This window comes from Pseudomonas algeriensis (genome assembly GCF_048847255.1).
Taxonomy (GTDB): domain Bacteria; phylum Pseudomonadota; class Gammaproteobacteria; order Pseudomonadales; family Pseudomonadaceae; genus Aquipseudomonas.
In genome coordinates, this window is record NZ_JBKKRK010000001.1 from 587968 (window position 1) to 612262 (window position 24295).

Consider the following 24295-nt stretch of genomic DNA (forward strand, 5'->3'; position numbering starts at 1 on the left):
ACCATCCCGAGCGGCCGCACCCAGCGGTACACCGCGGTGCGCTCGTTTCAGGATAGGGCGGGGATGTTGCAGTTCACTGACAGCCTGCCGGGGCAGGGTCCGCCGCCAGCCGGTATTGGGCAGGCAGTTGCGCGCTGAATTCTTCAACCACCTCCCGGGTCTGGGTGACGATGTCTTCGACCCGCTCCATGCCCGCGCCGGTGCGCCAGCTGGCGACCACGTCCATCACCGAGGGCAGCGGCACGCCATCCACCAGCCTCAACGTGCCCTGGGCCAGTTCGCCTTGAACCAGCGCCGCGGGCATGGCGCCGATGCCAAAGCCGTCGCGCACCAGCCGCGTGATGGCCGACGCCGAATTCACGCAATTGATGCGCGGCGAGACGATATTGGCCGAGTGCAGCAAGTTGAGGATGTCCTGGTGCGGACGCGAGTTGCGCGAAAAGGTCACGATGCGCTCCTGGGATAATTCTTCCAGCGAAGCATAATGGCGGTCATAGGCGGAGCCGGTGCGCACCACCCAATGCATCGGATAACGGGTCAAAAGCGTATTGCGCACGCTGTCCAGGCGCAGGATGTCGGTTTGGAAGATGATGTCCTGATAGCCTTTTTCCAGCTGCGAGCACAGGTTGCTCGCGGTATCGGCCGACAACTCGATTTCCAGGGCCGGGTAGCATTCCATCAGCCGTGTCACCAACGGGCTGAGCCAGGTATGGATCACCGTGTCCATCGCGCCGATGCGGATCCGACCGCGCACCTGACGGGGATCCTTGATCACCGCCTTCATGCTTTGCATGGTTTCCATGATGCGCTCGGCATATTCGAGTACCCGCAGGCCTTCGGATGTCAGCGATACGCCCTTGGGATCGCGGACGAACAAGCGCACGCCCATTTCATCTTCAAGGGCCGCGATACGGCTGGAAATCGACGCCTGGGTGGTGAAGAGCTTTTCCGCCGTCAGCCGGAAGCTTTTCAAGCGGGCGACCCAGACGAAGGTTTCTAGGAACTTGATATTCATGTCGGGCAGCTCCTTGAAACGAAAAGGCTGGGAGATCGCAGTGCAGGTAGCCGTCCTTGGCGCGGATGTACTGCTCGATCGATCGTCGCGGGCTGTTCATCAAATCTCCGTCTCCGGGTGGATACATCACAATGCGCTGTTCCATAGATCGGTGACCAGCATGCAACCCGGCGCGTGAGTGATACACAGCGGCGGACGCGACGCCTGGACCACCGATTGCGGCGTCACGCCACAGGCCCAGAATACCGGTATTTCATCGCTTTCGACCGGTACCGCATCGCCGTAGTCCGGCGTCTCCAGGGACTGAATGCCGATCAGCGATGGATCGCCAATGTGTACCGGAGCGCCATGGACGCCGGGCATGCGCCCGGTGATCTGGATCGCCTGGATCGCCGCCGCCGCTTTCATCGGGCGCATGCTCACGACCATTTTGCCAGACAGTCGCACGGTGGGACGTGTGTCGATGTTGGTGCGGAACATGGCGACGTTGCGACCCAGGTCGATGTGCCTCATCCGAATGCCGGCCTCAAGCAACGGTTGCTCGAAAGAAAACGAACAGCCGAGGGCGAAAGTCACCAGGTCATCGCGCCAAAGGTGTTCGATGTCCGAAGGTTGCTCACTTATCTCTCCGTGGTGAAAGACCCGGTAGCTTGGGACCTCGTGGCGGATGTCGATGGGAGCGCCCAGGTTGCGCAGGAAGGGGTCACCCGGTTCCGTCACGTCCAGCACCGGACAAGCCTGACGGTTGAGCGTGCAGTAGCGCAGGAACTCGTCGGCCCAGTCTCCCGGCAGGATCACGATATTGGCTTGGACCCGGCCCTGGCCCAGGCCGCTGGTATGGCCGTGGTATTGCCCGGCGGCGATTTTCTGGCGCAAGGCTTGGGGTGAACACTGCTGCAGTTGCTCGAAGGACAGGGCTGATGGGCTCATCGCAAGGGGCTCCGTTGGGTTCTTTTTCTGAGTGAGTCCTTTTTAGAAAATCCCGGCGATGGCGTCCAACAAGGAAAATTGCTACCCCCTGACAAGTAAAAGTTATTCGACCGTCGACAGCCCCGGTACCGCGACCATGCGTTGCGGTCCGACGTCCGTGGCGTACTGGCAGACCACTTGGCGGCTCATGTGCACGATGCTTTCGATCAGTTCGAGCCCCACGCCGGCCCGCCACGATGCGACGACATCGAGCTGGGGAAGGGGCGCGCCCGGTTCCAGCTGGATCAACTCGCCACGGGCCAGCGGCTTGGTCACCAGCGCCGCGGGCAGCGCACCAATGCCGAAACCGTCGCGTATCAGTCGCGTCATCGCCGATACCGAATTGACGCAACTGACCCTCGGCGTACCGACGCCATGGGCATACAGCAGGTTGAGCACATCCTGGTGAGGCCGTGAATGCTTGACGAAAGTGATGATGCGCTCGCTCGCCATTTCCGCCAGCGAGGCGTAGGGCCGGGCGTAAATCGATTGGCTGGCGGCGATCCAGTGCATCGGGTAATGCCCCAGCTCGAGATTGCGCACGCTTTCGTGGCGGACCAGGTCGGTCTGGAAGGCGATATCCAGGTAACCTTTTTGCAGCTGCTCACAAAGATTTCGCGCCGCGTCGGCGGTGATTTCGATCTCCACGGCGGGAAACGCCTGCATCAGCATCGACATCAACGGGCTCAGCCAGGTGTGAATCACCGTGTCCATCACACCGATGCGCACCAGGCCTTGCTGTGGGGTGCTGTTGTCCAGGGACTGCTTCAACTCGCGCTGGACGTCGAGCATTCGCTCGGCATATTCAAGGACCTTGGTGCCTTCCGGGGTCAATGACACGCCCCGTGAATCACGCACGAACAGGCGCAGGCCCAGCTCGTCTTCCAACGAGGCGATCCGACTGGAAATCGCGGCCTGGGTGCTGAACATCTTTTCGGCGGTCAGGCTGAAGCTTTGCAGGCGAGCGACCCAGACGAAGGTTTCGAGGAACTTGAGGTTCATGGTGGCTCTCTTGGCGTTTATCGTTCTTATCGTTGCAATTGTTACTCCAGATAGGGCTTCGGCGCGCATCAAATTTTCTTATGTGCGCGCCTGGGTTTTTCCCGTTTGACGCTGTATCGCGCCACTGCGAAGAATCCGCCCCGTGGCGAGGGAGCTTGCTCGCTTAAGCGCGCAGCGCTCACCGTGAATGGGGCCGCTGCGCCCGAGGCGTCGGACCGGCGCAGCGGGAGCAAGCTCACTCGCCACAGTATCCGCACTGCCCCAAATAATAAGCGAGGCGCGTACGCCGTCCCCGAAGGGATCGTTCGCGCCCACAAAAAGGAGCACGCCATGCCCTGTTTCATCGATACCCACTGGAGCCGTTCGCCCATTGGTCCCTTGCTCGGCCTGGGCCTGATCGGCGCGCCGGTGGCCCACGCCGATTTCATTGGCGACAGCAAGGCCAGCCTGGAAGCTCGCAATTTTTACTTCAACCGCGATTTCAGGCAGGAGAGCGCTCGGGACAAGGCCGAGGAATGGGCGCAAGGGTTCTTGCTGCGCCTGGAGTCGGGGTACACGGCCGGCACCGTGGGTTTTGGTCTCGACGCCTTGGCCATGGCCGGCATCAAGCTGGACTCGGGCGGCGGCACGGCGGGTACCAATCTTTTGCCGGCGGACCTGTCCGGCGGCTCCCAGGATCGCTACGGCGAAGTCGGCCTCACCGCGAAAATGCGCTTGTCCAACAGCACGCTGAAAGCCGGGACGCTGCAGATCAAGGACCCGGTGGTGAATTCCAACGACACGCGCCTATTGCCGAGCACCTTCAAGGGCGGGCTGTTGAACGTGCAGGAAATCGACCGCCTCAAGCTCACCGCCGGGCAGCTCTCCCAGATCAATTTCGTCGATTCCACCGACTATCATGACATGACCGCCAATCGCATCGGCGGCACCAGCGACAGGTTCCAGTTCGCCGGGGCGGACTACCAGCTTCTGCCCAATCTCACGGCGCAGTACCGCTACGGCAAGCTCGAGGATATCTACCAGCAGAACTACCTCGGCTTCGTCCACACCCTGGACCTGGGCGATGGCCAGTCACTGAAAAGCGACGTGCGTTACTCGCGCAGCACCGAGGACGGCAGTTTCCGCAGGATCGATAACCAAGCGTTCGGCGCACTGTTCACCTACAGCCTCGCTGGCCACGGGTTCGGGCTGGGCTATCAGCGCATGAGCGGCGACGATCCGTTCCCCTACATCTCCCGCAGCGATCCCTATCTGGTCAACTTCGTGCAGATCGGCGACTTCGCCAACACCGACGAACGCTCCTGGCAAGCCCGCTACGACTACAACTTCGCCGTCCTCGGTGTGCCGGGCCTGACATTCATGACCCGCTACATCAGTGGCGACAACGTGCAACGCAGCGCGCCAGGGGAGGGCCAGGAATGGGAGCGCAACACCGACATTGCCTATGTGATCCAAGACGGCACATTGAAAGGGCTGGGTTTCAAATGGCGCAATGCAACGGTGCGTTCGAACTTCGGCAATGACCTGGATGAGAACCGTTTGATCGTCAGCTATACGATGGCGTTGTGGTGAGTCCCCAGGCCGTCAAGCCTTGACCCAACGCTGACGGCTCCAACTGCTCAACGTATCGACGGTGAAGACCAGCAGCAACATCGCCAGGATCACCGTGCTGCCTTGCGCCTCCTGGAACAGGCTGAGGCTGACGTAGAGCATCTGGCCCAGGCCGCCGGCGCCGACGAACCCTAGAACGCTGGCCATGCGGATGTTGTTTTCCCAGCGGTACAAGGTGTAGGCCAACAGTTGCGGCATCAGGTTGGGCAGCGTGCCGTAGCAGAACGCCCAGAGGGCGCTGGCACCTTGCAGGCGGAGGGCATCGGCGGGTTGCGACGGAGTGTTTTCCAAGGCTTCGGCAAACAATCGACCGAGCACGCCGACGGTGTGCAGGGCGAGCGCCAGCGTACCGGCGTTAGGGCCAAGCCCGGCGGCAAGCACCATCAGCGCCGCCCATACCAGCTCCGGCACCGCGCGCAAGGCGTTCAACAACAGGCGCGACACGCTCTGCAACGGCCAGCCAAGGCGCCCGGCGGCGGGCAGCGCCAAGGCCAAACCCAGCACTGCCGCGAGCAGTGTGCCAAGGGCGGACATGGCGATGGTTTCCAGCGCGCCATGGCCGATCGCCTTGAGGTAGGTCGGGCTCAGGTCAGGGGTCAGGAAACGCTGGGCATAAGCGGCCATTTGCTTGAGATTCGAGTGATCGCCAAGGGCGTCCAGGTCGATACCCAGATAGACGAACGAGGCAACCACGGCCGCGCCGATGCACAGCAGCAACAGCGCGTTGAGCAGGCGACTCATGCCAACCTCCAGCGCAGCACGCGACTGAGCTGGTCGGCGAGCAGCACCAATATCAGGAAAGTCAGCAGCAGGCTGGCGACTTCACCGCCGGCGAACATGCGCAACGACAGGTCCATCTGTTGGCCCAGTCCACCAGCGCCGACGAAGCCCATCACCACCGAGGCGCGGATGGCGCATTCCCAGCGGTACACGGTGTACGACAGCAGCTCGGCGGCGACGTTGGGCAAGATGCCGTAGCAGAAGGCGGCGAGCCGACCGCTTCCGGCTTGCATCAGCGCGTGTGCGGGACGTTGGTCAACCGACTCGAAGATTTCCGCGTAGACCTTGCCCAGCATGCCGCTGTAGGTGATGGCGATGGCCAATACCCCGGCGGTGGGGCCAAGACCGACGGCCCGGACGAAGAGCAACGCCCAGACAATCTCCGGCACGCTGCGCAGGAAGATGAGCAGGCCACGGACCGGCCAACGCAGCCACTGACCCCAAAGGCCAGGCCTGCCTGCGCGGTACGCGGCGGACAACGACAGCGCCCGGCTGGCGACCAGGCTTGCGGGCACCGCCAACAGCAGTGCCAAGGTCATGCCGGCGGTAGCGATGGCGAGCGTCTGCACCGTGGCTTGCAGCAGCAATTCGACAAACGTTTCGTCATGGGCCGGCGGCCAGAACGCGGCGGCGAACCGGCCCATCTCGCTTTGGCTATCGCTGGCCAGCAGCACACCCAGGTCCAATTCGCTGAAATGGATACCCGGCCACAGCAGGGCAATGGCCAGCAGGCCAACAAACAGGCGAGGGAGGGAGGCGGGGTCCCGAGCGTCACGCATCAGCATCGGGGAATCTGCACGCTCGACGGCGGCGGTGGGCTCGACAGCGACTCCAGTTGCTCATTGGCATAAAGTGCATCGAGCTGCTTGCGATCAACCGCTTCGGTCGGCAAGTCGAAGAGAATCTGGCCGTCACGCAAACCAATGATTCGCGAAAAATGCGCAAGCGCCAGGTCCACCGCATGCAGACTGGTCACCAGGGTGACCTGTTGCTCCCGGGCATGCTGGCAGAGCACCGAGAGCGTGTGCTCGGCGAGCACCGGGTCCATCGCCGATACCGGTTCATCCGCCAGCAACACCTCCGGCGCCTGGTAAAGCACGCGGGCGATGCCGACGCGTTGCAGTTGCCCGCCGGACAATTGCTGGCATTGCACGAACAGTTTTTCCCCCAGGTCCAGACGGGCCAAGGCTGCCCGAGCCCCGGGGATATCCAGCGGATGGAACAGGTTCAGCAAGCTTTTGCCGATACCCCATTGCCCCAGCTTGCCAGCCAGTACTGCGGTGACCACACGTTGGCGCGGGGGCAGGGGAGGCGCTTGATGAATCAAGCCAATGCGCGCACGCAGGCGTTGGCGCTGGCGCGCCGACAGCTGCCAGGCCCGCTCGCCCAGCACTTCTACTTCACCGTGGCCTGGCCGCAGCGCGGTGGCAAGGACGTTGAGCAGGCTCGACTTGCCAGCGCCGGACGGGCCGATGATCGCGACCTGTTCCCCTGCGCGCAGGTGCAGGTCCACGCCGCGCAACGCCTGGGCGCCGTTGGCGTGGATGACGCTGGCCTGGGTCAAACGCAATGTCATCTGAGCAGGTCAGCGGCGCGTGCGGCGTCTTCGATGCCCTTGTAGTTCTCGGGCTTGGTTTCGATGAAGCGGCTGGCGGCTTGCAAATCAAGGATCTCCTTGTCCTTTGGGTTCGCCGGATCGAGCGCCAGGAACGCGGCCTTGATCTTGGCGGCCACCGCCGGGTCGAGGGTCCCGCGCACCGTCCAGTTGTAGTCGAAATACGCTGGGGTGGTGGCGAAGACCTTGACCTTGCTGGTGTCGACCTTGCCGGCGGCCACCAGTTTTTCCCAGACGCTGGCGTTGAGCACGCCGGCGTCGACCTTGCCGGCCTGGACCCACGCGGCCGTCGCGTCATGGGCACCGGAGTAGCCCACGCGGCTGAAGTAGGTTTCCGGCTTGATGCCATCCTGGAGCATGAAGTAACGCGGCATCAGGCTGCCGGAGGTAGACGAAACAGAGCCAAAGGCAAAGCTCTTGCCCTTCAGGTCGGCCAGGGATTTGACGGCCGGGTCGGCACTGATGAATTTACTGGTGAACTGCGCGTCCTGCTCACGTTGCACCAATGGAATGGCGTTACCGGTCTTCAGGCGAGCCTGGACGAAAGTAAAACCGCCCAGCCAGGCCATGTCGATGCGGTCGGTGGCCAATGCCTCGACCACCGCGGGATAGTCGCTCACCGATACGAACTCGACCTTCATGCCGATCTGCTGCTCCAGGTAAGCCCCCAGCGGCTTGAACTTGCGCAGCAATTCGGTCGGCGCTTCGTCGGGAATCGCGCTGACTTTCAGGGTGTCGGCGGCCTGCGCCAGGACAGAACTCAGGGTCAGGGTGAAACCGACGGCCAAAGCCAGGGAACGCTTGAGCATGGAAATCTCCGGTGCGTGAAAGCAAAAAGGTTCAATCACCTGGCATTCTTGCCGGGCGCGTTGTGAGGGTAGACGAATGGGGGCGATTTTGATCGTTTCCGGTGATCAGGTAAATGGCTATAGTCGCTTGCTACATCCTGTTGCGTCAGAGGGAATAACGCAGGCCGAGCATGACCGATGGGGCTTCGTACTGTGGACCGAGCAGATCCATGTGCCGACCAGTGCGTGTCATGTGTCGTCGAAAATCCTGACTGTTCAAGTCCGCAGTCCTTGCAATGCTGCTCATTACAGTTGCTGTCCGGTTGCATGACGCTGTGACCGTTCATGCTCAGTGTGAACGTGCTGAGGTGGCGATCGTGGCTTCAAATCTGTCTGCCCACGCCCCAGGTAGCTCCATACGAAGGTTCACATAATGTATATTATGTTAAACACGATGTTTACGTATCCGCTCCCTTCCTGTCCACTTCCAGTAACCCCGCTTCTCGAAAATCAGAAGATTGCATCGACGCTCACTAACGGCTTGGACTGTTTCCGGCTCACACGCTCGCTACCAGAATTTTCCTAACGTCCAAGCGAGGGAGATGCCGGGCCGGAGCTTTGCAGCTGCGGCCCGGCTGATATCGACGGACACGTCGCCCAGGTTAAAGCACATTCTCCGTTGCAACCCGCTTGATCGCGGGGGCCGACCCGACATCTCTGACAGGGTTGCCGCCCGGCGCCTTCAGGTCCTTGGCAAACGTCCCGTCCACCTCCCCCTTGAAAAAGTTCTTGCCGTAGATCAGCAAGCACAACACAACGCCAATTCCAAATGCCCAGCTCGCGCCTTTGATCGCCAGCACCGCGCCAATCACGCCCGCGATTCCCAGGTCACGCTGGCTTCGGGCTTCGAGAATGCCCAGGCGTACGCTAACGTACCCTTGGATCAGCAGCGTCAGTGACAAGGCGACACCGAGAATCGGCTGTACCAGCGTGACGACCGGCAACAACAGCAGACCGCTGTTGGTACCCCAGCGGAACGACCCGACGCCGCCGATGATCGACTTCATTGCCTTCGGTCCACCTTTGAAACGCTCGATCACAACCACCAGCATCGCGGCCCATTTTGGCCCGCACATGGCGACATCGGGACCAAAGATGCTCATGAACGCGTTGCGCGCGCCGAAGATCAGGTGAGCGCGATCGGCGTTGTAGTCGACGACTTCGTCGGTGCGCACGGTTTCTGCCTCATCAAGGAGCGATTTGGCGCTGAGCACGTCGCCGAACACGATGATGTAGGCCGCCAGCATGGTTGGCAACGCTGAGATGAACATGGAGACTGGCGGCATGCCCAGACCGAAGACGGTGTAGTCATTCCACAATCCGGCAAAGTCCGGTTGGCTGATTCCCCACTGAATCGTCGGCCATGGCGCCTCACCAAACAACGGTGCAATCACCACCGCCAGCAGGATGATCGGCAGGATGCCGAGCTTGGCGAAGTTCCACCAGAAGCGGTTGCGTTGCTTGAGCTCGTTGAAGTGCTGGGAAAAGATCAGGTAGAAGGCTATGCCCACCGCAATGGAGATGGTCCAGGGCAGTACATTGAATTTCCCGCCCACCTGGAACACCGCGATCACGGCACTCAAGCCAGCCCCGACGATGATGCCGGACTTGATTGCCGAGGGCACGAATTCCACAACCTTTTTCGCCATTCCAGTCGCCCCCAGGGCAATTGAAAATACGCCAAGCATCAGTTGGAAGGCTATCAAGGCATGGACACGCTCCGGGCCCATTGGGAACTGCGCGCAGTAAGCCATCAACAGAGGAACCGCCGGCGTGATCCAGCCAGGAACGGTCGGGTCACCGAGCAAATGGTGCGCCAGGTAAAGCAAGCCGTTGAGCATCACCACGGCAAGCGCGACTTCGAAAGGCATGCCCAGCAGTTCGGTCATCAGCGGGATCGCGGCCAGGTCCACGGCACACATCAACAAGCCTTGGAGGTAGTCTGGAAGTTCGATTTTGTAATGGAGAAACGGCAACCGGACCTTGAAAGGACCGAGCGGGATGTATGGACTTTCGCCCCGCTGCGCAGGAGTGTCAGACATTGGGTTCACCTGTGTTATTGGTCTTGTAGTGGCGGGCGCACGCTCCGGGAAACCGGAGCCATGGCTTTATGGATCAGTAGGCGGCGCGATAGATCTTCTCGATATCGGCGGCCGTCAGCTTGCGCGGGTTGTTGCGCATCAAACGGTCGATCTTGCTGGCCTCCTCCGCCATCGCTGGGATGGCCTCCTCGGGCACGTTGAAACTGCGCAGCCCGGAGGGAATATCAACGCCAGCACACAGATCCGCCATGGCTTTCACAGCCTGGTCCGCAGCGTCCCTGTCGCTCAGGTTCGCGACGCGCACGTCCATGGCTTCGGCGATGTCACGGAAACGCTCGACGCAAGCCGTCTTGTTCCACTCCATTACGTACGGCAGCAGCAAGGCGTTGCTGACGCCATGGGCGATGTTGAACCGTCCGCCGAGCGGGTACGCCAGCGCATGCACCGCCCCTACCCCCGCGTTGCCAAACGCCATACCGGCCATCAGACTCGCGGTGGCCATGTCTTCCCGGGCTTGCAGGTTGGTTGGGTTGGCATAAGCCTTCGGCAGCGCCCTGCTGATCAACTTGATCGCACCGAGCGCGATGGCATCGGTGATTGGCGAAGCGTTGACTGAAAGATAGGACTCGACCGCATGCACCAGCGCATCGACGCCACTGGCCGCCGTCACACTGCGTGGGCAGGTCAACGTCATGGTCGGACTGACCAGCGCCACGTCCGGTAGCAGGTAGTCACTGACGATGCCTTTTTTCAGCTGTGCTTGCTTGTCGGAGAAAATCGCGACGTTGGTCACTTCCGAACCTGTGCCGGCGGTTGTCGGGATAGCAATCAAGGGCGGGCCCTTGCGTTTCACCAGATCGACTCCGAACAGTTCCGTCAGCGGACCTGCATGACCGGCATACGCCGCGACGCCCTTGGCAATATCGATGGCACTGCCGCCACCCACCGCAATCAATCCGTCGTGTCCACCCTCGCGATAGGCGCGAGTGCACTCCTCCACGATGGCCACCTCAGGCTCCGGTTTGACCTGGTCGAAAACGCCGTAGTGGCGATCACCGAGTTGCGCCAGCGCCAGGTCCACAGTGCCGGAGTTCACCAGGACGGTGTCCGTGACGATCAGTGGGTTCTTGATCTCAAGGCGCGTCAGCTCAGCGCAAAGCTGCTCGATTGCGCCGGGTCCGGTGATTAATTTATTGGCGATTTTGAAAGAAGAAATGTTCATCGGGCTCGTCCAGTTGATGTTGTTTTATGGAAGACGTGCCAAATGGGATAGCGAAAGCCGTGCCAATGCCCTGGAAGCCCCGCCCTACGGGACTTTGCGTGAATTATGGGCTTTTTTACCGGTGAGCTCCGATTAGTTTTCTGATCGTTTTACCCTACATTGATCAGAATCCTAATCAGACTGTTCCCAGCGTTTCATTTTCTGCACCACAGTCGCCTGGCTCACCCCTAACGCCTTGGCCGCAAGGCGCGTGGTCTTGTGCGCAAGCAGCGCGGCGCGAATCGCGCTGCGCTCGGCATTTTCCAATACCTTGCGCAGTGGCAGCCCCGCGTCATTGGTTTTCGACGGATTAAGGTTGAGGATCTCTTCCGGCATATCAAGCGCCTCGACAGTCCCGGTCTGATTGGTCACCACCAGCCGTTCGACGACATTGATCAACTCGCGAATATTGCCGGGCCAGGCGTATTCGCACATCAAGTCGAGGGCATCCAGACTCCACTGGACCTGGCGTTCATAACGAACGTTGAATCGGTCGAGGTAGTAACGCAGGAGTGGCGCAATCTCCTCCCGACGTTCGCGCAGTGCCGGTATGTGAATCGGCACCACGTTGAGCCGGTAATACAAATCAGCCCGAAAATGCCCCTCCGCCACCCGCTGCTTGAGGTCATGGTGGGTGGCGCTGATGATGCGTACATCCACCTCCTTCAATTCCAGGCCGCCGACAGGAATGAAGCGGTTCTCTTCGATGACCTTGAGCAGCTTGACCTGCACCGGCAGCGGAAGATCACCAATCTCATCTAGAAACAACGTGCCGTGATGCGCCAGTTCCAGCAGGCCACGCTTGCCTTTGGGACCTGCGCCAGTGAACGCCCCAGGTGCATAGCCAAACAGCTCGGCTTCGATCAGATTCTCGGGCAGCGCGCCGCAGTTGAGCGCGAGGAAGGGTTCGCTGGCACGGGGGCTGGCGTTATGGATGAATTGCGCGACGAGGGTCTTCCCGACGCCGGTTTCGCCTTGAAGCAACACCTTCACCGAGCTGCTCGCAACCTGCCGGGCCAGCGAAAGGACGCGGCCGGAAACTTCCTGATCGGCCATGAGCGGAGAACGCAGCAGATTGTCCCGTTGCCCGGCATGAAGCTTGGCGGTGCTGTTGCGCAGTTGTTTGAGCTGTTGCAACTCATCGCGCTCGTGTTTCATGCGCAGCAGTTCAGTCATGTCGCGCACGGTGCTGACCACATATGAAATTCGCTTTCCAGCGTCGAGAATTGGCGTGGCACTGACGAGCAGCTTCTTGCCATGGCTCAGGCTCTGCATCACCGATACCGGCCGACCGCCCTGTAACACGCGCAATGTGGCCGATTGCGAGATGACGCCCTCCTTCACCAGCTCCTGCATGGATCGACCGACGAGATCCGCACCACTGAGCCCGGTCAGGCGCTCATAGGCTTGATTTACTTTTAGCGTCTTGCCGTCGCCATCCGTGATGTAGACGCCGTCATGGAGAGCGTTGAGCAGTTCTTCGAAGCTGGCGTCATTGACGTTCACCGGGGAGGTTCCTTCAGGGGGAGCAGTCATATGCAGAGGGTACATTCTTGCAAAACCCCGCCTGCGAGAAAATCGCTTCCCTGGAACAAGCCCTGAAATGCGCGGGTCCTTCGGATTGCACGATTACACGGAACCGGAATCGTGTGTTGTTCCGATACTGAGCCAGCCTACTCCACCGCCTCAACCACCCCCTGATCCTCCCCCAGGAAACCGCCACTCTGGTGATGCCACAATCGCGCATAGGTCCCGTTCTTCCCGAGCAGCTCGGCGTGGGTGCCCTGCTCGATGATGCGGCCTTCATCCATGACGATGAGCCGGTCCATGGCCGCGATCGTCGACAGCCGATGGGCAATGGCGATCACGGTCTTGCCCTTCATCATTTCATCGAGGCTTTCCTGGATGGCGACCTCGACTTCTGAATCCAGTGCGCTGGTGGCTTCGTCAAGCAGCAGGATCGGGGCGTTCTTGAGCATCACCCGGGCAATGGCGATGCGTTGTCGCTGGCCTCCCGAAAGCTTGATCCCACGCTCCCCAACCAGGGTGTCGTAGCCGCAATGACCTTGCTTGTCACTCAGTTGGCTGATGAATCCATCGGCTTGAGCGCTGATCGCGGCGCTGCGGATCTGCGCGTCGGTTGCATCGGGGCGGCCATAGGCGATGTTGTCGCGGATGGAGCGGTGCAACAGCGACGTGTCCTGGGTGACCATGCCGATGGCACTGCGCAAGCTGTCCTGGGTGACGTGGGCGATATTCTGCCCATCGATCCGAATCTCGCCGCTGTCCACGTCGTAGAAACGCAGCAGCAGGTTGATCAGCGTGGATTTCCCGGCGCCGGAACGGCCTACCAGGCCGATCTTTTCGCCCGGGCGGATGCTCAGGCTCAGACCATCGAGCACCTGGCGTTCGCCGTTATAGTTGAAGCGCACCTTGTCGAAGGTCACCGCGCCGCCCGTGGTGACCAGCACGCCGGCGTCTGGCGCATCCTGCACCTTGGGGCCGCGGGTCAGGGTCGCCATGCCATCCTGCACCGTGCCGATGTTCTCGAACAGCGAGGTCATCTGCCACATGATCCAGTGCGACATGCCATTGATGCGCAACGCCATGGCGGTAATCGCCGCGACGGCACCGGTGCCGACTTCGCCTTGATGCCATAGCCAGAGGGCATAACCGCCCGAGCCCATGATCAACCCGACCACCAAAGCCTGGTTGACGATCTCGAACTGGCTGACCAAGCGCATCTGGCGAAAGCCGGTTTGCTTGAAATCCTCCATGGCGGCGCGCGCAAAATGCGCTTCGCGCTTGGAGTGGGAGAACAGCTTTACCGTGGTGATGTTGGTGTAGGCGTCTGAAACTCGCCCGGTCATCGACGACCGCGCATTGGCCTGTTCCTGCCCTACTTTCTCCAGGCGCGGCACGAAGTAGCGCATGGCGACACCGAACAAGACCATCCAGGCAATGAAAGGCAGCATCAGTTTCAGGTCAAAACCGCCTGCCAGGGCGATGATCGCGATGAAGTACACGCCGATCCCGGGAACGATCTCGATGATGGTGAACAGCACCTCACGCACCGACAGCGCCGTCTGCATCACTTTGGTGGTGACCCGGCCGGAAAACTCATCCGAAAAGAACGACAGGCTTTGCCTCAGCATCAGCCGGTGAAAATCCCAGCGGAGGCGCAACGGCAAAATGATCGCTAGAATCTGGTGCTGCACCATCGTGCGCAACGCGACCAGCCCAACGCTGGCCACCAGGATGATGCCGATGCCCCACAGCACCCGACTCTCTTGCGCTGCCGCATCGCCGCCTGCCTGCCAGGTCGAGAGCAAGTCCACGACCTGACCGAGGAAAGAAAACAGCCAGGCTTCGTAGATCGACACACCGGCACTGAGCAGCGCGAATGCGAGAATGTAACCGCGTGCTCCTCGCGTGCAAGCCCACAGGAACCGCGCCAGACCGTCGGGTGGCGGGGGGACTTCATCGGGTGGGAAAGGGTCTAGCCGTTGTTCAAATAGGCGAAGCATGGTGATTTCCAAAACGATCTGACGAATAGATAGTCGCATTTAAAGGATGCGTTGAGGGTTTTGGACGCGCAGACAGTGCCGTTTGCTCAGAATTTTTACCCGCAGAGGGCCGGAATTTCTCCGACTCCCGCTGAAATACGAAAAATGAAGAAAAACGCCATGCCCTTGGACGAGTTCCTGCATGACGTTCTTGAATTGCTCGAAATCGACTCCACAGGCACTTGTCGTCGAGCGCGCCAAGCCATTACGGTTTGCCGAATCCAACGGCTCACATGACGAGATTCTAAGTTTGCTGGCCGGATACAGGCCGGCGCAGGAATGATGAAACTTGCAGACTGTCCACAAGCGAGGTGACTGAAATGAAAATCGGGATTATCGGCGCAGGCAACATTGGGGCGACCCTTGCCCGCAAACTCGCGGCGTGCGGCCATGACGTCAAACTGGCGAACTCAAAAGACCCTCAAAGCATCCAGAAACTTGCCAGCGAAATCGGCGTGCGTGCCGTGACCAAGGACGATGCGGTGTCTGGCGTGGACGCTGTAATCCTGTCGATTCCATTTGCTAGATACCCTGACCTCAAGCAGACGTTGAGCAATGCTTCCCCGAAGACCGTCGTCATCGATACTTCCAATTACTATCCGGGTCGCGACGGGGCAATCAAGGAAGTTGAGGACGGCAAGCCCGAGAGCGTCTGGGTGAGCGAACAGCTTGGTCGCCCGGTGGTCAAGGCATGGAATGCCCTGCTCGCCGCCACGCTTGCCGACAAAGGCCAGCCGGCGGAAGCTTCAACGCGCATCGCGATACCCGTGGCTGGGAACGATGCCGCCGCTGTGGCGCTAGCGCAGGATCTTGTCGAGCAGACAGGCTTTACCGCTTTTGCCGCCGGTAGCCTCGAAGCCTCATGGCGTCAGCAGCCAGGCACACCGGCTTACTGCACTGAATTGACGCTGCCGGAGCTGGAAACGGCGCTGGACGCGGCTGAAAAGGCACGGGCACCGGAGAACCGCGACGCACTGATCGCCAGGTTCATGGATCCCGGCAGTCAGCTTACCCATGAGCAGATTGTGGCCCTGAATCGCACGATGACAGCCTGACTTGCTAGCCGGTCGTAACCCGGCGCAACGGAGCCCGCTGGACCGGCCTCTGCTGCCAATCAAGCTGCGCCTGGACCATGGCCACCGCATCCAGCACCTTCTGCGCCCAGCCTTCATCCTCCGGATGCACCACGACAACGCGAAACCCGTGGTCATCCCCTTCAATCTGCACACCCTCGGAATCATCGACGTGCAAGTCGATATCGAACGCTGGCGGGTACTTGGAGGGTGAGTTGGACAGCCCATGCACCGTCAAGGCGCGGTTGTGCAGCACGCTGTTGACGACACCGTCGACGCGGATGCCGTACAGCAGCAGCCAACGCCTGATGTAGGACGGCGTGCGCCCAGACGATGTGTAGACCCAGATACTGCAACCCTGGCGACGCAGCTCCCGGATCAGCGAGCGCGTACCCATGCGCAGCGGCTCTCCCAGCCAGCGGTGAACACAGGCCGGCAACCGGCTTCGCTCGACATCGCAGTGGTGCAGTTGACAGGCGAGCGTGTCGTCGATGTCGAACGAAATGCGTATGCGCTGGCGTTGGAGCAGCCGCGTCGGATTGACGCTGCGGATAGCCTGCCCTACCCGGCCACCTAAGGTTTTGCATCCAGCGAGCACCAGAGCCCTGCTCATCAGTGGCGGCCCTGTGAGACGGGCAAGGATTTGCCCTCGAGGAAAAATTTCATTGGGTCCGGTGCCTGTTCTTCGAGGAACGCTGCGTATTTCTTCTTGATCTTGGGCAATTCATACAAAGCCTTGACGCCATGCTTGGCGGAGTTGCGTATGACCGAGGACGGATTGAAGTAGCCCTCGGCATTTTCCAGTGACAGCACAAAAGGAGGAAGCCCCGCGCGCATGAGCAGATAGCTGACGATGAGCGACCCACTGCGGTTGTTGCCCTCGATGAACAACTGCGGCTTGCTGAGAATGCGTACATAGACGCCGGCCGCACGCTTCCACACCGACTCACTGCGATAGGCGCAATACCAGTTGTACAAATCCTTGATGCCGCCCTCAACGTTGTTGAAGAAATGCGCCTCGGTCGCCGCCAGGTGCTGGGCGTATTCCAGCCGGCGTACGGGGTCTCGGCCACACAGCACCGTGGCGTTGATCTCGAGCATCAGGTTCAGTTGCTGGAGATCGAACAGGTCGACGCCGCGGGCCACATAGTCGTCAATCAGCCCATAGCCTTCAAGCACATTTTGCAGCACTTCATCCGTCAGGGGGTCCCGCGGCTCCGTGAAGTGCCGGCTCAGCGCGGCGAAGCTCTTTTGCACTTCGCGCAGTGCGCGCTCAATCGCTGGCAAATCAAGGCGATGCGTAGCAGGCATTGGTGCTCCTTGGAAACGCTTGGTAAATGTCTACCGGATGCCCGCCAAATCCATTTGGCTTCTGCAGGGATGCGGCCTCGACCGGGGATGTGGCTTAGCTGAACTTGCCGCTGATGTAATCGCCGGTCATCTGTTCACGGGGGTTATCGAAAATCTGCGTCGTCGGGCCCATCTCCACCAGATAGCCGGTGCGTGTGCCCTGGGAAATGTCCACAGAGAAAAACGCTGTGGTGTCAGCAACGCGGATGGCTTGCTGCATGTTGTGAGTCACCAGCGCGATGGTGTAGTCCTTTTTCAACTCGACCATCAGTTCCTCGACCCGCCGGGTAGCGATCGGGTCGAGCGCCGAACAGGGTTCATCCAGCAGCAACACTTCCGGCTCGGTGGCGATGGCGCGGGCAATGCACAGCCGTTGTTGCTGGCCACCGGAGAGCGACAGGCCGCTGACCTTGAGCTTGTCCTTGACCTCGTCCCACAGCGCCGCGCCTTGCAGCGCATGCTTGACCCGGTCGCCAATGTCACCTTTATAGCGATTGAGGCGCAGGCCGAACGCGACGTTGTCGAAGATGCTCATCGAGAACGGGTTCGGCTGTTGGAACACCATGCCGATATAACGGCGCACCACCACCGGGTCGACACCCTTGCCGTAGACGTCCTGGCCAAGAAAATGCACGTGGCCCTCGAAGCGGAACCCCTTCACCAGATCGTTCATCCGGTTGAGGCTGCGCAGTACGGTGCTCTTGCCGCAGCCGGATGGGCCGATGAAGCCGGTGATCTTGTTTTTCTCGATCGGTACGTGGCTGTCACGCACCGCCATGAAGTTGCCATAGAAAATCTTGTCCAGTTTGCAGTCCATGACTACAGGCGCCTGGGTGACAAACGGAGCGGCTATTTGCGCAGTGGATACGTTCAAGATCAGATGCTCCCGTTCTCAATACTTGGGCTTGCCGAAAATACGGCTGATGATGTTCACGACCAGCACGATCATCACCAGCACCAACGAGGCCGCCCAGGCGAGCTCCAGTTGGTTGTCGAAAGGCATGCCGGAAAAGTTGTAGATCAGCACGGCAAGCGATGCCGTCGGATTCATGACCTCCAGGTTGCCTTGGTGGTAGATCCAGTAGTTGCTGAACAACGCGGTAAACAGCAACGGCGCGGTTTCGCCGGCGGCGCGCGCTACCGCCAGCATCACGCCGGTGAGGATCGCGGGCATGCCGGTGGGCAAGATGATTTTCCAGATCACCTGCGAGCGGGTGCAGCCCATGCCATAGGCGGCGTCTTTCATGATCTTGGGCACCATCCGCATCGACTCTTCCGCTGTCAGCACGACGATAGGCAGCATCAGCACCGCCAGCGCCACGCCACCGGCCGGTGCCGAATACGTGCCGGTGGTCATCACCACCAGGGCATAAGCGAAGACACCGGCAAGAATCGATGGCAGACCCGTGAGCATCTTGGCCGCAAAACGCGCGGCGTTTGCCAGTTTGCTGTCCGGCCCCAGCTCTGCGAGGAAGATCGCTGCCATGATGCCGACGGGCACCGCGATGGCCGCCGCGATACCCACCATTACGAAGGTGCCTGCCATGGCATTGCCGAAGCCGCCGCCCATCTCGAAGCCAGTCGGTGGCAGCTCGGTGAACACTTCCAGGTTCAAGCGCGCACCGCCGCGGGTGATCAGCATGTACAGCACCGAAATCAGCGGTACGCTTGCCAGCAGCGCCCCCGCCCAGACCAGGGTGGTCAAGATCAGGCTGCGCAGGGCCCGGCCCTCGAACCTGCGTTGCAGGCTGGGCATCGCGCCCGCTGGAGCCGTCAAATCTGTTGCAGCAGTGAGATCAGTCATCACTTGTTACCCCGTTGGGCGTACATCATGATCATCGAACCGATGATGTTCACCAGCAGCGTGATGAACATCAGCACCAGCGCGGCATACATCAACACCTCGATCTCGTTCGGCCCGGCCTCGGGGAAGTTCAGCGCCAACAGCGCCGCGAGGGTATTGGCCGGTGCGAACAACGAGAGCGATAGCGTGTTGGCGTTGCCGACCAGCATGGCCAGCGCCATCGTTTCACCCAGCGCCCGGCCCAAGCCAAGGACCAGCGAGCCGAAGATGCCGGTGGCGGCAGACGGCACCATCACCTTGAGAATCGCTTCCCAGTGGGTGGTGCCCATGCCGTAGGCGGCCTGCTTGGTTTTCATCGGTACGGCCGTGAGCGCATCCTGGGAAACGGCGGCAATGGTTGGCAGGATCATGATGGCCAGCACCAGCGCCGCAGGGAGCAGCCCCGGCCCGCTCAAGGAAGTGCCGAAGAACGGGATCCAGCCCAGTTCGCTGTTCAACCAAGTCGTCAGCGGACGGATCGCAGGGATGACCACGTAGATGCCCCATAGGCCGTAGACGACGCTGGGGATAGCCGCGAGCAGTTCGACGATGGTGCGAAAAATGGCGGCGAGCTTGGGGGGCAGAAAGTCCTGGGTCAGGAAAATCGCCATGCTGACGCCGAAGAAACCTGCAATGAGCAATGCGATCAAGGCGCTGTAGAGCGTGCCCCAGATCGCCGGGAGGATGCCGTATTTACCTTGGTTAACGTCCCAGACAGTGCCGAAAAGCACATCCGTGCCATGCTTCTCCATGCCCGGAAGCGCCTTGCGCCCCACCTCGAACACCAGCGCAAATACCAGCGCCAGGATCAGAACCACCCCTATGCGTGCAAGCGCACGGAAGGTGCGATCAACCAGGAAGTCCTTCGCCGATGGTGGTTGGCAGGCAGAGTCCGGATTAACCGGTACGACAAAAGGTTTGTTCATTGGCTAAGTCCGAACAAGGGAAAAGCTCTCCCGGCGCGGCTGATCGCGCACGCACCGGGAGAGGTCTCATGCATCACTGAATGTTGGCGGACGCTTTGCGAACCTGCTCGACGACGGAGGCCGGCAGTGGGATGTAACCCATCGAGTCGGCAATCTTCTGGCCTTCGGTCAGGCTGTATTCGACCATTTCACGCATGGCCTTGGCCTTGGCCGGATTGCCGTTGTCCTTGCGGAAGATCATCCAGGTGTAGGACGTGATCGGGTAGGACTTGGCGCCGTCCGGATCAGGCAACCACGACACCAGGCTTTGCGGCATCTTCACCGCAGCCAAGGCCTCGGCACCGCTTTCGGCGTTCGGCACGACGTACTGGCCGGCCTTGTTCTGCAACTGGGCAAAGTCGACCTTGGCGAGTTTGGCGAAGCCGTATTCGATGTAGCCAATTGCACCCGGGGTCTGGCGCACGGTAGCCGTCACGCCATCGTTCTTCGGCGATTTGATGAACTTGTCGCTGGCCGGCCAGTTGACGGTATTGCCCTCGCCCAGCGCCTGCTTGAACTCAGGGTTGATGGTCGCCAAATGCTTGGTGAATACCGCGGTCGTACCGCTGGAATCCGCACGCACAACGACGGTGATCGGCGTATCGGACAGTTTCAGGTCCGGGTTGGCGGCGACGATCTGAGGATCGTTCCAACGGGTGATCTTGCCCAGGAAAATGTTGGAGTAAACGTCCCGTGGCAGCTTCAGCCCCTTGGGATTGCCCGGCAGGTTATAGGCCAGGACGATTTCACCGGCCGTCATCGGCAACAACTGCACGCCTTCGGCGACCTTGGCGATGTCTTCGTCTTTCATGGCCGAATCGCTGGCGGCGAAATCGACGGTCTTGTTCAGGAAATCCTGAACCCCGGCGCCACTGCCCTTGGATTGGTAATCCACGGTGACACCGTCGGACTTCTTGCTGAAATCCTTGAACCAGGTGAGGTAGATCGGCGCGGGGAAACTGGCGCCAGAGCCCGTCAGGCGGACGCTCTCTGCGGCGAAGGATGCCGAGCTGGCACAAAGAGAAACCGTAACGGCAAGCGCAGCAGACTTCATCAAACTTTTCATTAAAGGAAACTCCTTGTGATGACGGGCTGAGGAACTCTGCAACAGAGTTGTTACGTTTTTATGAAGATCGAATGGCAACGTCGCTTTTTTCGACCTGACATGTTCCTGTCAGCGGCCCGTCACCCTGACGTCAGTTCCCTGCGCCTAAGGTAGGCCTCGATCTCTCTGAGTGGTTGCGCGAGCAACAGGCCCGGTGGGACGTCGTTTTTTGCTGGCCTCATGCATCAGCGGAAGGAGAAACGCTAATGAGCCATCCCGATGGGCACGACAGCACGCTCAATCAATTGACCTGGCGGGCGCCCCTTGACCGCAATCTGGACAAGAAAGACCTGTTGCTTCACATGCTCGCCGAACAGCAGTTCGTGGCCGCGCAGCTGCGAGCCCGCAATATGGATCATCGGGACTATCTGCTCGCGGTGATTGATTCGGCATCGGCCGTGAGCGAAGGCGCAGGCCAACCCTCCCCCTTCGATGCCCATCGAATGCGTCGCGTCATTACCGAGGCGGCCGCGAGGGGCCATTGGGGCAAGGCAGGCGAACGTGGCCGGACTCAGGGGATCGCCGCTCATTACGATGCCCAGGGCTGCGCCGCGATCGTCGTCGATATCGAGATGAGCGATGAGCGCCGCTTGATTGTTCATCACGCGGTCGTAGTGGCGGACCTGGGTCATGTAGAGAGCCCAGGCCGTGTGCGCTCGCAGCTTGAAGGCGCCTGGCTGATGGGCGTGGCTCTGGTGACCTCTTGTGATATCGGGCCCGCGATGGGCAATCGTTGCGCGATACTGGCCAACCGTGCGAGTTGGCCACTGGTTCCATGGTTGCCAGGCGAAATCGCCGTGCACCTGATCAACCCAACGGGTGCTGTCAATGTCGGGCAGCCCAGTCAGGTGAGCTACGTACCGGTCGTCCGGGCCCTTTGCAGCGCAATTTGCCAGGGCCCGGACAACCGAGCCAGCGACGCGCGGCTCAGCAGCCAGGTGCTCGAAAAGGCCGGCGAACGTTGAGCCGTTGCCTGGGGCAAGAATCTGCCCTGCGGCGAGGTTTTGCCAGGCGCCAGCTTAGGGAGCGCTGATTCGCAGCATCATTGCACCTGCAACCGGCGCAACTCGCCGCCCTCTTGTTTCAAGCGTTCCAGGTACGCCGCAGCGTCCAACAACTGATAGGGAAAATAAAGCCCTGCCGACGTCACCGGCTGACCATCCAACCCAAGCAGGCGTTCAAGAAGCATGGCGACGCTAAGGCCGGTCAGCGGTGCCGTGCCCGCCGGGTGAACGACGGCGTGACGGGTGCGCAGCGGTTCGCCTTTCAGGTCCGCGCCGGCAAGCTCGATGATGATCTCGGTGGACATCGGTTGTCCTTGTCGCCGACTGGAGCTCACCCCGATGCCGATGTTGAACTGGACATTGGCCGCGCCCGTCGCAGCCGCCAGGCCGGCGACATCAATGGATGAGAAGCCGCCGGCGTCGATTGACGTACCGTCCACGGCTTGGAACTGCGTATTGGAATGTTCGCCTTCACGCCATACGAACACCCCGTCGCGCCTTGTCAGCGCTGCGGGGAGCATCTTGTTGAGGTGTTCGAAATCGCTGGCGACGGTCGGCCCGCCAGTGTCCTGCTCATCGACCAGCGCATCGATGCGGATATCATCGATCCGGCCAAATTCCCGGGCCACGCTCAACGTCGCCGCCGTCGTTGCGCCGGCCATCCATTCGTAACCCAGAACAATGGGCGAGGCGCCTGGCGCATGCATGTACATTGCGATTTCGGGGGCGATCTCGAAGACCCCGGAAGATATGCTCAGGTGCGGCACCCCGCGCTTTTGCGCATAGCGCAATCCGGCGAGGGCGTGGTCCATGTAGAAAACCACCACGGCGCTGACCGGACGATCGCCGAGGCCCAGGTCGTCTGCGCTGGAATCGATCACCACGGCCTGCGCCCCGCCCATCTGCGCTGCGACCCGTTGGGCCTTCGCAAGGTCCCGCCCACCAATCAGCAGCGGCACGTCAGGATAAGCGGCGCGTAGCGCTCGGGCTGTGTGGTGGCCGATTGCGCCGGAACCGCCCATGAACAAGATAGGATTGAGTGACATTGTTTGTTCTCCTTGTTTCCGGGTTAACCTACTATTAGTAGGTAACCTAGCACACCCTCACCGACAGTTACCTACCATTGGTAGGTTTTTTTGAATTGGAAGCGACAACGTGCAAAAAGAAATCGAGCCGACCCCTGTCGGCGCTCCGCCCCGCAGGCTTTCCAAAGCCGAACGGCGACGCCAGCTACTGGACACTGCCTTGTTGATCGTGCGCGAGGAAAACGCCGACCGACTGACCCTGGGCCACCTGGCCGTCCGCGCCGGTGTGTCCAAGCCCGTCGTCTATGATCATTTCGGGACACGCTCGGGGCTGTTGATCGAGCTCTACAAGTGGATCGATACCGAGCGGGTCAACGCGTTCCGGGACGCGATGTCCAGCACCACCCTGAGCCTTGAGCAAACCGCCCAGGCCCTGGCCAGCGCCTACATCCAGTGCGCGGCGGACCATACCGACGAGTTTCACGCGGTGGGCGCGGCCTTGGCCGGCAGTGACGAAAAGGCGGCGTTCCAGGAATTGCTCGACAATTGCGTAAAGATGTTCATGGCCGTTCTCAAGCCCCACGCCCGTCTGGCAGAAGCCGAACTTGAGCGGTGCTGCATCGGCCTGGTCGGCGCGGGAGAAGCGCTCTCCGGCGCCTTGGTTAGGGGGCGACATGGCGAGGAGGAAGTGATCGAAGCGTTCACGGCATTGATACAGGGCGTTCTGAAGCCGATGTCCTCGCAGCCTCAGGGGCCTGCTGATTAGGTCGGTGTGACGCGTCCGCCGTTCATACCTGTTGCTCAAGCAGGGCGAGGGTTTTGCGATCCGGCTCGCCGGAATAGAACTGGTCGAGCGCCTGTTGATACAAAGGAGAGCCCGACTGGGCGCTGACGAACAGCGTAAGACAAGAACGAAACTTCATATCATCGGGCGAGCCGAATATGCGCTCGGCGCTGACGTCGCTGTGTTGCAACACCGCTTCAACAGAGCTCTCCAGTCGCGGACCGAGCACATCGTGTTGCAGATACGCGCGGGCCTCGGCAAGGCCGGAAATGGCGAAGCGACTGGCCATTTCGGAACGGCCAAGCCCGCGCAATTGCGGGAATATGAACCACATCCAGTGGCTCGTCTTACGGCCCGCACGCAACTCATCCATGACGCGACTGAATACCGGGTGTTGCGCGTCAACGAAACGGGCCAGATTGTATGGGTCGTGCATG

At 60.7% G+C, this 24295-nt stretch carries 23 protein-coding genes; 4 read left to right on the top strand and 19 right to left on the bottom strand.

What is annotated here, in order from left to right:
* Positions 1 to 73 precede the first annotated feature (73 nt).
* From ACLK1G_RS02400 to ACLK1G_RS02410, 3 genes are all read right to left on the bottom strand, one after another.
* Positions 74 to 1015, bottom strand: coding sequence for a LysR family transcriptional regulator (locus ACLK1G_RS02400; RefSeq protein ID WP_420763950.1), 942 nt, complete (start codon positions 1013 to 1015; stop codon positions 74 to 76).
* Between the two features lie 126 nt (positions 1016 to 1141).
* Positions 1142 to 1945: a putative hydro-lyase gene (locus ACLK1G_RS02405; protein WP_420763951.1), complete on the bottom strand. Its 804-nt coding sequence runs from the start codon at positions 1943 to 1945 to the stop codon at positions 1142 to 1144.
* Positions 1946 to 2047: 102 nt separating this feature from the next.
* Positions 2048 to 2986 (bottom strand): LysR family transcriptional regulator, encoded by a 939-nt coding sequence (locus ACLK1G_RS02410; RefSeq protein ID WP_420763952.1) that lies wholly within the window; start codon positions 2984 to 2986, stop codon positions 2048 to 2050.
* Between the two features lie 330 nt (positions 2987 to 3316).
* Between ACLK1G_RS02410 and ACLK1G_RS02415 the strand changes: the two genes are divergently transcribed.
* Entirely contained in the window at positions 3317 to 4558 is a 1242-nt protein-coding gene (locus ACLK1G_RS02415; RefSeq protein WP_420763953.1) for an OprD family porin, read from the top strand.
* 12 nt (positions 4559 to 4570) lie between these two features.
* Here ACLK1G_RS02415 and phnE read toward each other — a convergent pair whose 3' ends face one another.
* From phnE to ACLK1G_RS02455, 8 genes are all read right to left on the bottom strand, one after another.
* Complete coding sequence (phnE, locus tag ACLK1G_RS02420; protein WP_420763954.1) at positions 4571 to 5338, bottom strand: phosphonate ABC transporter, permease protein PhnE; 768 nt, start codon at positions 5336 to 5338, stop codon at positions 4571 to 4573.
* Positions 5335 to 6162 carry a PhnE/PtxC family ABC transporter permease gene (locus ACLK1G_RS02425; protein ID WP_420763955.1) on the bottom strand — a complete coding sequence of 276 codons (828 nt, stop codon included), beginning with the start codon at positions 6160 to 6162 and terminating at the stop codon, positions 5335 to 5337. The genes phnE and ACLK1G_RS02425 overlap by 4 nt, the downstream gene beginning before the upstream one ends.
* The gene (locus tag ACLK1G_RS02430; RefSeq protein ID WP_420763956.1) at positions 6156 to 6953 is read right to left on the bottom strand and encodes a phosphonate ABC transporter ATP-binding protein; all 798 of its coding nucleotides are present in this window, start codon (positions 6951 to 6953) and stop codon (positions 6156 to 6158) included. The genes ACLK1G_RS02425 and ACLK1G_RS02430 overlap by 7 nt, the downstream gene beginning before the upstream one ends.
* Positions 6950 to 7801 (bottom strand): putative selenate ABC transporter substrate-binding protein, encoded by an 852-nt coding sequence (locus ACLK1G_RS02435; protein WP_420763957.1) that lies wholly within the window; start codon positions 7799 to 7801, stop codon positions 6950 to 6952. Before ACLK1G_RS02435 ends, ACLK1G_RS02430 begins: the two co-directional genes overlap by 4 nt.
* A 641-nt stretch (positions 7802 to 8442) precedes the next feature.
* Entirely contained in the window at positions 8443 to 9882 is a 1440-nt protein-coding gene (locus ACLK1G_RS02440) for a hypothetical protein (RefSeq protein ID WP_420763958.1), read from the bottom strand.
* Positions 9883 to 9955: 73 nt separating this feature from the next.
* Positions 9956 to 11104 (bottom strand): iron-containing alcohol dehydrogenase, encoded by a 1149-nt coding sequence (locus ACLK1G_RS02445; RefSeq protein ID WP_420763959.1) that lies wholly within the window; start codon positions 11102 to 11104, stop codon positions 9956 to 9958.
* A gap of 171 nt (positions 11105 to 11275) precedes the next feature.
* Positions 11276 to 12649, bottom strand: a complete 1374-nt coding sequence (locus ACLK1G_RS02450; protein WP_420763960.1) for a sigma-54 interaction domain-containing protein — start codon at positions 12647 to 12649, stop codon at positions 11276 to 11278.
* A gap of 167 nt (positions 12650 to 12816) precedes the next feature.
* Positions 12817 to 14670 carry an ABC transporter ATP-binding protein gene (locus tag ACLK1G_RS02455; protein WP_420763961.1) on the bottom strand — a complete coding sequence of 618 codons (1854 nt, stop codon included), beginning with the start codon at positions 14668 to 14670 and terminating at the stop codon, positions 12817 to 12819.
* 335 nt (positions 14671 to 15005) lie between these two features.
* Here ACLK1G_RS02455 and ACLK1G_RS02460 point away from each other — a divergent pair, with 335 nt between their 5' ends.
* Positions 15006 to 15764, top strand: a complete 759-nt coding sequence (locus ACLK1G_RS02460; protein WP_420764039.1) for an NADPH-dependent F420 reductase — start codon at positions 15006 to 15008, stop codon at positions 15762 to 15764.
* Between the two features lie 4 nt (positions 15765 to 15768).
* On the opposite strand, the gene ACLK1G_RS02465 is transcribed toward ACLK1G_RS02460, so the two are convergent.
* The 6 genes from ACLK1G_RS02465 to pstS all read right to left on the bottom strand — a co-directional run bounded on the left by ACLK1G_RS02465 (position 15769) and on the right by pstS (position 21006).
* Positions 15769 to 16395: a hypothetical protein gene (locus ACLK1G_RS02465; RefSeq protein WP_420763962.1), complete on the bottom strand. Its 627-nt coding sequence runs from the start codon at positions 16393 to 16395 to the stop codon at positions 15769 to 15771.
* Positions 16395 to 17093 carry a hypothetical protein gene (locus tag ACLK1G_RS02470; RefSeq protein WP_420763963.1) on the bottom strand — a complete coding sequence of 233 codons (699 nt, stop codon included), beginning with the start codon at positions 17091 to 17093 and terminating at the stop codon, positions 16395 to 16397. The genes ACLK1G_RS02465 and ACLK1G_RS02470 overlap by 1 nt, the downstream gene beginning before the upstream one ends.
* Before the next feature lie 94 nt (positions 17094 to 17187).
* On the bottom strand, positions 17188 to 17949 hold the full coding sequence (pstB, locus tag ACLK1G_RS02475) for a phosphate ABC transporter ATP-binding protein PstB (protein WP_025214260.1): 762 nt from the start codon (positions 17947 to 17949) through the stop codon (positions 17188 to 17190).
* Between the two features lie 75 nt (positions 17950 to 18024).
* Positions 18025 to 18936: a phosphate ABC transporter permease PstA gene (gene pstA / locus ACLK1G_RS02480; protein WP_039588462.1), complete on the bottom strand. Its 912-nt coding sequence runs from the start codon at positions 18934 to 18936 to the stop codon at positions 18025 to 18027.
* A complete protein-coding gene (gene pstC, locus ACLK1G_RS02485; protein WP_420763964.1) occupies positions 18936 to 19901 on the bottom strand; it encodes a phosphate ABC transporter permease subunit PstC in 966 nt (321 codons plus the stop codon). The genes pstA and pstC overlap by 1 nt, the downstream gene beginning before the upstream one ends.
* Before the next feature lie 73 nt (positions 19902 to 19974).
* Complete coding sequence (gene pstS / locus ACLK1G_RS02490; protein WP_420763965.1) at positions 19975 to 21006, bottom strand: phosphate ABC transporter substrate-binding protein PstS; 1032 nt, start codon at positions 21004 to 21006, stop codon at positions 19975 to 19977.
* Positions 21007 to 21251: 245 nt separating this feature from the next.
* On the opposite strand from pstS, the gene ACLK1G_RS02495 reads away from it, so the two are divergent.
* Positions 21252 to 22010: a hypothetical protein gene (locus ACLK1G_RS02495; RefSeq protein WP_420763966.1), complete on the top strand. Its 759-nt coding sequence runs from the start codon at positions 21252 to 21254 to the stop codon at positions 22008 to 22010.
* A gap of 77 nt (positions 22011 to 22087) precedes the next feature.
* Here the strand turns inward: ACLK1G_RS02495 and ACLK1G_RS02500 are convergent, their stop codons facing one another.
* Complete coding sequence (locus ACLK1G_RS02500) at positions 22088 to 23095, bottom strand: NAD(P)-dependent oxidoreductase (protein ID WP_420763967.1); 1008 nt, start codon at positions 23093 to 23095, stop codon at positions 22088 to 22090.
* 109 nt (positions 23096 to 23204) lie between these two features.
* Here ACLK1G_RS02500 and ACLK1G_RS02505 point away from each other — a divergent pair, with 109 nt between their 5' ends.
* Positions 23205 to 23840, top strand: coding sequence for a TetR/AcrR family transcriptional regulator (locus tag ACLK1G_RS02505; protein ID WP_420763968.1), 636 nt, complete (start codon positions 23205 to 23207; stop codon positions 23838 to 23840).
* A 22-nt stretch (positions 23841 to 23862) separates the two neighbouring features.
* Here ACLK1G_RS02505 and ACLK1G_RS02510 read toward each other — a convergent pair whose 3' ends face one another.
* On the bottom strand, positions 23863 to 24294 hold the full coding sequence (locus ACLK1G_RS02510; RefSeq protein ID WP_420763969.1) for a DUF1810 domain-containing protein: 432 nt from the start codon (positions 24292 to 24294) through the stop codon (positions 23863 to 23865).
* Between the last annotated feature and the right edge of the window lies 1 nt (position 24295).